At 67.2% G+C, this 7,380-nt stretch carries 3 protein-coding genes; all 3 read left to right on the top strand.

The features are described from left to right. The first annotated feature begins 151 nt into the window (after positions 1 to 151). The 3 genes from ACLJK8_RS21295 to ACLJK8_RS21285 all read left to right on the top strand — a co-directional run bounded on the left by ACLJK8_RS21295 (position 152) and on the right by ACLJK8_RS21285 (position 6,931). The gene (locus ACLJK8_RS21295) at positions 152 to 427 is read left to right on the top strand and encodes a hypothetical protein (protein WP_413152407.1); all 276 of its coding nucleotides are present in this window, start codon (positions 152 to 154) and stop codon (positions 425 to 427) included. A 295-nt stretch (positions 428 to 722) separates the two neighbouring features. Continuing rightward, a complete protein-coding gene (locus ACLJK8_RS21290) occupies positions 723 to 3,743 on the top strand; it encodes a BPTD_3080 family restriction endonuclease (RefSeq protein ID WP_413152405.1) in 3,021 nt (1,006 codons plus the stop codon). Continuing rightward, entirely contained in the window at positions 3,740 to 6,931 is a 3,192-nt protein-coding gene (locus ACLJK8_RS21285; protein ID WP_413152403.1) for a DNA methyltransferase, read from the top strand. The genes ACLJK8_RS21290 and ACLJK8_RS21285 overlap by 4 nt, the downstream gene beginning before the upstream one ends. Positions 6,932 to 7,380 lie beyond the last annotated feature (449 nt).

The raw sequence follows: 7,380 nt of genomic DNA, 5'->3' as shown, positions 1-7,380 counted from the left end.
CAAGCCGCCCGCGCCGGCCGCCGTGCTCTGGCCGGAGACGCCGACCACTTCAACCATGGCCGCGAAGCCGACCATGCATTAGATCTGAACCGGGCCACCCAATGGGGGCAGGCCACGATCGTGGGCAACGTGCGGACGGGGGGGAGTGGAGATGAAAGATGACGACAACCCCATGAGCGCGGCCAACACGGCTCCCAGATGCACCGCCAGGTCGAAGCGGACGGGCAAGCCGTGCCAGGGACCAGCGGTCGCAGGTTGGACGGTCTGTCGGTTCCATGGCGCCGGCGGCGGCCACCCCGCCGGCAAGGATCATCCGTCCTGGCGGCACGGCATGCGCTCACAGAAGTGGATCTCCGAGCGAAAGATGCTCAATGACATGGTGCGCGAGGCCCGCGCTATGGAGCAATTGATCGAAACAACGGATTGATAACGATCTTGGCGTGAAACTGGGCGGATCGGCCCGGAAGGGGCATTCCATTAATCTGTCTTGCCTTTGTCGCGGGTCTTCACCCGCAGCAACGGAAGCACCCAGATTTTCGCGCAAAGCCAAAGCTAAGAGTTTGCGAACCCTATCCCCGTTAAGGGCGAGACAGCGCCTTGACCCAATCGGAAGTCGCCGATCCCGATTGATACGGACATGGCAACGGGACCAACTAATGGTTGAGCCGGGCCGTGTTTTCCTGTCAGCCTTCGGCCAAGTCGACTACCCGGACAGGACAGGTATGCAGTTTTTCGAACGGCCGATTCTGAACTCGCCCTACGAAATCCCCCGGGCGCATTGGGAACTCGACGGGGACGGAAGGCCGACCGACACGATCATCGACCGCCGCAGAAGGGCCGATCTGGTCTCGCCGATCCCCGCCCCGAAGCGGCGCGGCGGCCGAGGGCGCCAGACCGAGATGGTGCTCGACACCGGTCACGGGCTGTCGACTGAGGACCAGGAATACAACCCGTCCCCCATCATCAACGAGCTGAGGGAGGCGATCGAGCGCTGGCGGGCGCTGCCGAATCCCGAGCAGTGGCAGGTCACGCCGGTAACGGCGACGCTGCTCCGGCACTGGCGGGCGCTCCAGGCGGACGCGACGCAGCGGTTCAGGCCGTTCTTCTGCCAGGTGGAAGCGGTCGAGGCTGCGATCTGGCTCGCCGAGGTCGCGCCGAAATCGGGCGCGCGCGGCCGGCGGTTCCTCGACTACCTGAAGCTCGCCAACGCGGGCGCGAACCCCGACCTGTTCCGCGTGGCCCTGAAGCTCGCCACGGGCGCCGGGAAAACAACAGTGATGGCGATGTTGATCGCCTGGCAGGCGATCAACGCGGCCCGGAGCCCGAGCAGCAAGGCGTTCTCGCGCGCCTTCCTCATCATCGCCCCCGGCATCACGATCCGCGACCGCCTGCGCGTCCTGCTCCCGAGCGACGAGAGCTACTACCGCGATCGCGGGCTGGTCCCCTCGGATCTGCTGCCCGACCTCGGGCGGGCGAAGGTGGTGATCACCAACTACCACGCCTTCAAGCTCCGCGAGCAGCTGCCGCTGGCAAGCGGCACCCGCGCCGCGCTGACGGGCCACGGGCCGAGGATCGAGACGCTGGAGACCGAAGGCCAGATGCTGCGGCGGGTGATCCCCGATCTGATGGCCTTGAAAAACGTGATGGTGATCAACGACGAGGCGCACCACTGCTACCGCGAGCGGCCGGACGCCGAGGCCGCGAAGCTGACCGGCGACGAGCGCAAGGAGGCCGAGGAGAACGCCGAGGCCGCGCGCCTCTGGATCTCGGGCATCGAGGCCGTGAAGCGCCACCTCGACCTCGGCGCGGTCTATGACCTCTCGGCCACCCCGTTCTTTCTCAGCGGCTCGGGCTGGACCGAGGGAACGCTCTTCCCCTGGGTCGTCAGCGACTTCTCTCTGATGGACGCCATCGAGTGCGGCATCGTGAAGCTGCCGCGCGTGCCCGTGGCCGACAACCTCCCCTCGGCCTATACCCCGCTCTACCGCGACCTCTGGCCCACGATCCGGAGCCGCATGCCCAGGAAGAACCGGGGCGAGGCGAAGCCGGACCCGGCCAAGCTGCCGATCGAGCTCCAGACCGCGCTCGACGCGCTCTATGGCCATTACGTCAAGACCTTCGAGGAATGGGAGCACGCGGGCGTCGGCGTGCCGCCCGTCTTCATCGTGGTCTGCAACAACACCACGAACTCCGAGCTCGTCGCCGAGTATATCTCGGGCTACGAGCGCGAGACGGCCGACGGCGAGCTCGACTTCCATCAGGGCCGCCTCGAGCTCTTCCGGAACTTCACGGACGACGGCCACCGTCTGCCCCGGCCGCGCACGCTCCTGATCGATAGCCAGCGGATCGATAGTGGGGAGGCGATCGACAAGGCCTTCCACGACGTCTACGCCGCCGAGATCGACGCCTTCCGCCGCGAGAAGGCGCACCGCGAGGGCGCCGAGGCGGCCAAGGCGATCACCGACGAGGACATCCTGCGCGAGGTGATGAACACCGTCGGCCGCAAGGGCAAGCTCGGCGAGCACGTCCGCTGCGTCGTCTCGGTCTCGATGCTGACCGAGGGCTGGGACGCCAATACAGTCACCCATATCTTCGGCCTGCGCGCCTTCGGCACCAAGCTGATCTGCGAGCAGGTCATCGGCCGTGCGCTGCGCCGCCTCTCCTACGACCCAGACCCCGAGACGGGCCTCTTCGGCGTCGAATACGCCGACATCATGGGCATCGACGGGCTGAACTTCTCGGCCCAGGCGATCAGCGCCCCGGTGAAGACGCCGCGCGAAGTGGTCCACGTCCACGCGGTCCGCCCCGACCGCGACGCTCTGGAGATCACCTTCCCTCGCGTCGAGGGCTACCGCGTCGAACTGCCGGACGAGCGGCTGGAAGCCGACTTCTCCAAGCTCGAACCTTACGTCCTCGACCCCCACAAGGTGGGCCCCGCGCAGGTCACGATGCAGGGCATCGTCGGCATGCCCGAGCAGATCAGCCTCGACTACCTCAAGGCGATGCGCCCCTCGGAGCTCGTCTTCAAGCTCGCCTCGCACCTGATTTCCCACACGCTGCGCGACGCGAACGAGCGCCCGAAGCTGCACCTCTTCGGCCAGGCGCGCACCGTGACGCGGCAATGGCTCGACAGCGGCCTCCTGGTCTGCAAGGGCGGCACCGTGCCGGCCCAGCTCTGCTACAAGCAGCTCGCGGACGAGGTCTGCGACCTGATCGCCGGCGCGATCAACACCAACCCTTCGGGCGGGCAGATCATCCGCGCCGTCCTCGACCCCTACAACCCGGAGGGCTCGACCGCCGACGTGGGCTTCACGACCAGCCAGCCCGACCGCTACGACCCGCGCGCCGACCGCAGCCACGTGAACTGGATCGTCCTCGACAGCGGCTGGGAGGCGCAGCTCGCGCAGGCGATCGAGGACCACCCGCGCGTCCGCGCCTACGCCAAGAACCACAACCTCGGGTTCGAGGTCCCCTATCTCTACGAGGGCGCGCCGAGGCGCTATCTGCCGGACTACCTCGTGCGCCTCGACGACGGCACGACACTGGTGCTGGAGGTGAAGGGCTTCCGGGGCCATGACGCGGCGATCAAGGCCGCGACGATGCGCGACAAATGGGTCCCCGCCGTCAACCGCCTCGGCCGGTTCGGCACCTGGGCCTTCGCGGAATTCCGCGAGCCTTTCGGGATGGCCGACCAGCTCGACCGACTCATCACCGACGTATTGACCAGGGACCACGCCGCATGACCGACAAGACCTCCGTCGAAACCATCACCCATGCCGGGCGGCGCGCGAACATCCCTTCGGCGGAGCTCGAATCGGTTCTGCCGAGGGCCGACCGCGAGCCGATCCGAACGGCCTGGGAGCGGCGCGACCCGGATCTCGATCCGCAGCTCGTCTGGCGCGGCAAGGATCTCGCCGACTGGTCCGACCTGATCGTCCAGGCGCCGCCCGTCTACCTTCAGGAGCAGATCCACCCGAAGGCGCTGATCGAGAACCTGCGCGCCTCGCTCCGGGGCGGAAGGCGCGGCGAGGCGGGCGGGGGCCCCGACCTCTTCGACCATTTCGGGCTCACGGAGGAGGATCGCGAGGCCGAGGTCGAGTTCTACCGCCACTCGCGCAAGTGGTCGAACCGGATGATCCTCGGCGACAGCCTCGCGGTCATGGCCTCGCTCGCCCAGCGCGAGGGGCTGCGCGGAAGCGTGCAGGCGATCTACATCGACCCGCCCTACGGCATCCGCTTCAACTCGAACTTCCAGTGGTCGACCACCTCGCGCGACGTCAAGGACGGCAACCTCGGCCACCTGACCCGCGAGCCGGAGCAGGTGAAGGCCTTCCGCGACACCTGGCGCGACGGCATCCACTCCTATCTCACCTACCTCCGTGACCGGCTGACCGTCGCCCGCGAGCTTCTGACCGAAAGCGGCTCCTGCTTCGTCCAGATCGGCGACGAGAACGTCCACCGCGTCCGGGCGCTGATGGGCGAGGTGTTCGGGGAGGAAAATTTTGTTGCTCAGATCAGCGTGAAGAAAACGAGCGGTGCCACGTCCGACTATATGCCAGGAACGGTGGATTACGTTCTCTTCTTTGCCAAGAAAAAGCCAAACCTAAAATATCGCCAAGCCTACATCGAGCGCGCGCTTGGAGACGACGGCGATCAGACCTATCGCTTCCTTGATGACCTCGAACGAGGCCGACGGTCACTGAATTCGGCAGAACTGAACTCGATCAAGGGCACTGCGCAGTCGCTCCGGATTTACCGCCAGCAGACCATGACCAGTCAATCCCTCGGACGCTCCAAGGGAGAAGGCGCTGCGAGCTGGTTCCCTGTTCTCGCGCGTGGAAATTCGATCAAGCCACCGTTGTCGGCACGTTGGAAAACCAATGAAAGCGGAATGGACCGACTCTTGCAGGCGGGACGGATTGAGCCGAGTGGGCGATTGATCTCGTATCTTCGCTACCATGGAGACTTTCCCGTTTTCCCGATTACAGACCTGTGGACCGACACGCAGTCGGGAAGCGCAATGGACAAGCTCTATGTCGTCCAGACCTCCCAAAAGATCATCCAACGCTGCCTCCTCATGACCACCGACCCCGGCGACCTTGTGCTCGACCCGACCTGCGGCTCCGGCACCACCGCCTTCGTCGCCGAGCAGTGGGGTCGGCGCTGGATCACCATCGACACCAGCCGCGTCGCCCTCGCCCTCGCCCGCGCCCGCATCATGGGCGCGAAGTTCCCGTACTACCTCCTCGCCGACAGCACGGAAGGCCGCCGCAAGGAGGCCGAGATCACGAGGCAGCCGCCGCCCGACACCCCCACCCGTGACGACATCCGCCAGGGCTTCGTCTACGAGCGCGTCCCCCACATCACGCTCAAATCCATCGCCAACAACGCAGAGATCGACGTGATCTGGGAGGCTCGCCAGCCCGCCGTCGAGGCCGCGCGCGAAGCCCTCAACGCCGCCCTCGCCGGCCAGACGGACCGCTTCGAGGTCACCACCGGCGGCCGTGCCGGACAGACGATCGACTTCACCGCGACGGGCGAGACCCCGCTGCCCTCCGGCGAACCCGCCCCGCGCGGCGGCTTCATGGAATGGGAGATCCCGCGCGAGCCCGGCACGCCCTGGCCGAGGGCGGAGCGGGACCAACACGCCGAGGCCCGTCTCTGGAGCGCCGACGCCGCGCCCGCGACGCGCCAGAAGGCGGAGCGCGCGCTGGCCGCGCTGAACACCGCGCGCAAGGCCGGCTGGACCTTCGAGACGCTGCCGGAGCGGCCGGTGACGCCCTGGCCCGAGGCGGCCGACGCGGCCCACGCCCGCTTCTGGGAGGCGCGCATCGCCCGCCAGAAGGAGATCGACGCCTCGATCGCCGCCCGCGCCGAGTTCGAATATCTCTATGACAAGCCCTACGAGGACCGCAAACGCATCCGCGTCGCCGGCCCCTTCACCGTCGAGAGCCTCTCGCCGCACCGCGCCGCCACCGTCGGCGCGGATGGCGAGCTGATCGACGAACTCAACGCCGCGCNCCGCAAACGCATCCGCGTCGCCGGCCCCTTCACCGTCGAGAGCCTCTCGCCGCACCGCGCCGCCACCGTCGGCGCGGATGGCGAGCTGATCGACGAACTCAACGCCGCGCGCGGCGCCCATGCGCGCGAGACCGAGGCCGAGAGCTACGTCGAGGCCATCCTCGAGAACCTCCGCCGCGCCGGCGTCCACCAGAAGGACAAGGGCGACCGGATCGCGTTCACCTCGCTCAAGCCCTGGCCCGGCGAGATGATCTGCGCCGAGGGCCGCTACCCCGAGGGCGACCCGGAGGCGCCGGTGGAGCGGCGCGCGGGCATCTTCATCGGTCCCGAATACGGCACCGTCCAGCGCGCCGACCTCGTCGCCGCCGCGCGCGAGGCCGCCGAGGCCGGGCTCGACGTGGTGATCGCCTGCGCCTTCAACTTCGACGCCCATGCCTCGGAGTTCCACAGGCTCGGCGCCATCCCGGTGCTCCAGGCCCGGATGAACCCCGACCTGCACATGGCGGGCGAGCTGAAGGCCGGCGGCGGCAACCTCTTCACCATCTTCGGCGAGCCCGACATCGAGATCCTGGAGGAAGGCGGCACGTTGCGGGTGGCGCTCAAAGGCGTCGACATCTTCAAGCCCGCCCTCGGCCGGGTGGACTCGTCGGACGCCGACGAGATCGCCTGCTGGTTCATCGACACCGACTACAACGAGGAAAGCTTCTTCGTCCGCCACGCCTACTTCCCGGCCGCCGACATCCCCTACAAGGCAATCCGCACGACGCTGAAGGCCGAGATCGACGAGGACGCCTGGGAAAGCCTCAAGGCCACGGTCTCCCGCCCGTTCCCGAGGCCGAGGTCAGGCCGGATCGCGGTGAAGGTCATCAACCACCTCGGCGACGAGGTGATGAAGGTGTTCGGGGTGTAGCGATGGGACGGGGCAGCTATCGCGGCGGGTCGACCATCGTTCTTACCGGTCGCCCGGCAGCTGAGACTGGCGGACCAGCGACGGTGCGCGTGGGGCTTCTCCAGCGCGCAGCCGAGGAATTTGATCCGCACGCTGAACCGCAACTGGTGCGCAAAGAGGACAAGGAGGATCGGCCCAGGCGGCGAGTGGTCTCACCCGAGGTGATCAAGTTCAGGAAGAAGATCAGGTCGGACGCCGCGCAGGCGAGGGCCAAGAAGAGGAACCGCCGGGCTGCCGCGCTGGCCAAGCTCGAGAGCAAACGCAACCGGAAGAAGGGCCGTAAAGGCTATCCCGAGAGAGTGTCCGGCCTTCTGTGTACGGATCTGCCGGTCCATGCTGAGAGGAAAGGACAGCGTGGACCATGGCGAAGAAGATCGACGACGCGATATTGGACGAACTGCTGAGGGGCT

The sequence above is a fragment of the Amaricoccus sp. W119 genome (assembly GCF_047275745.1).
Lineage (GTDB): Bacteria > Pseudomonadota > Alphaproteobacteria > Rhodobacterales > Rhodobacteraceae > Amaricoccus.
Note: the sequence above shows the minus strand (reverse complement) of the source record. Positions and strands in the feature narration are given on the sequence as shown.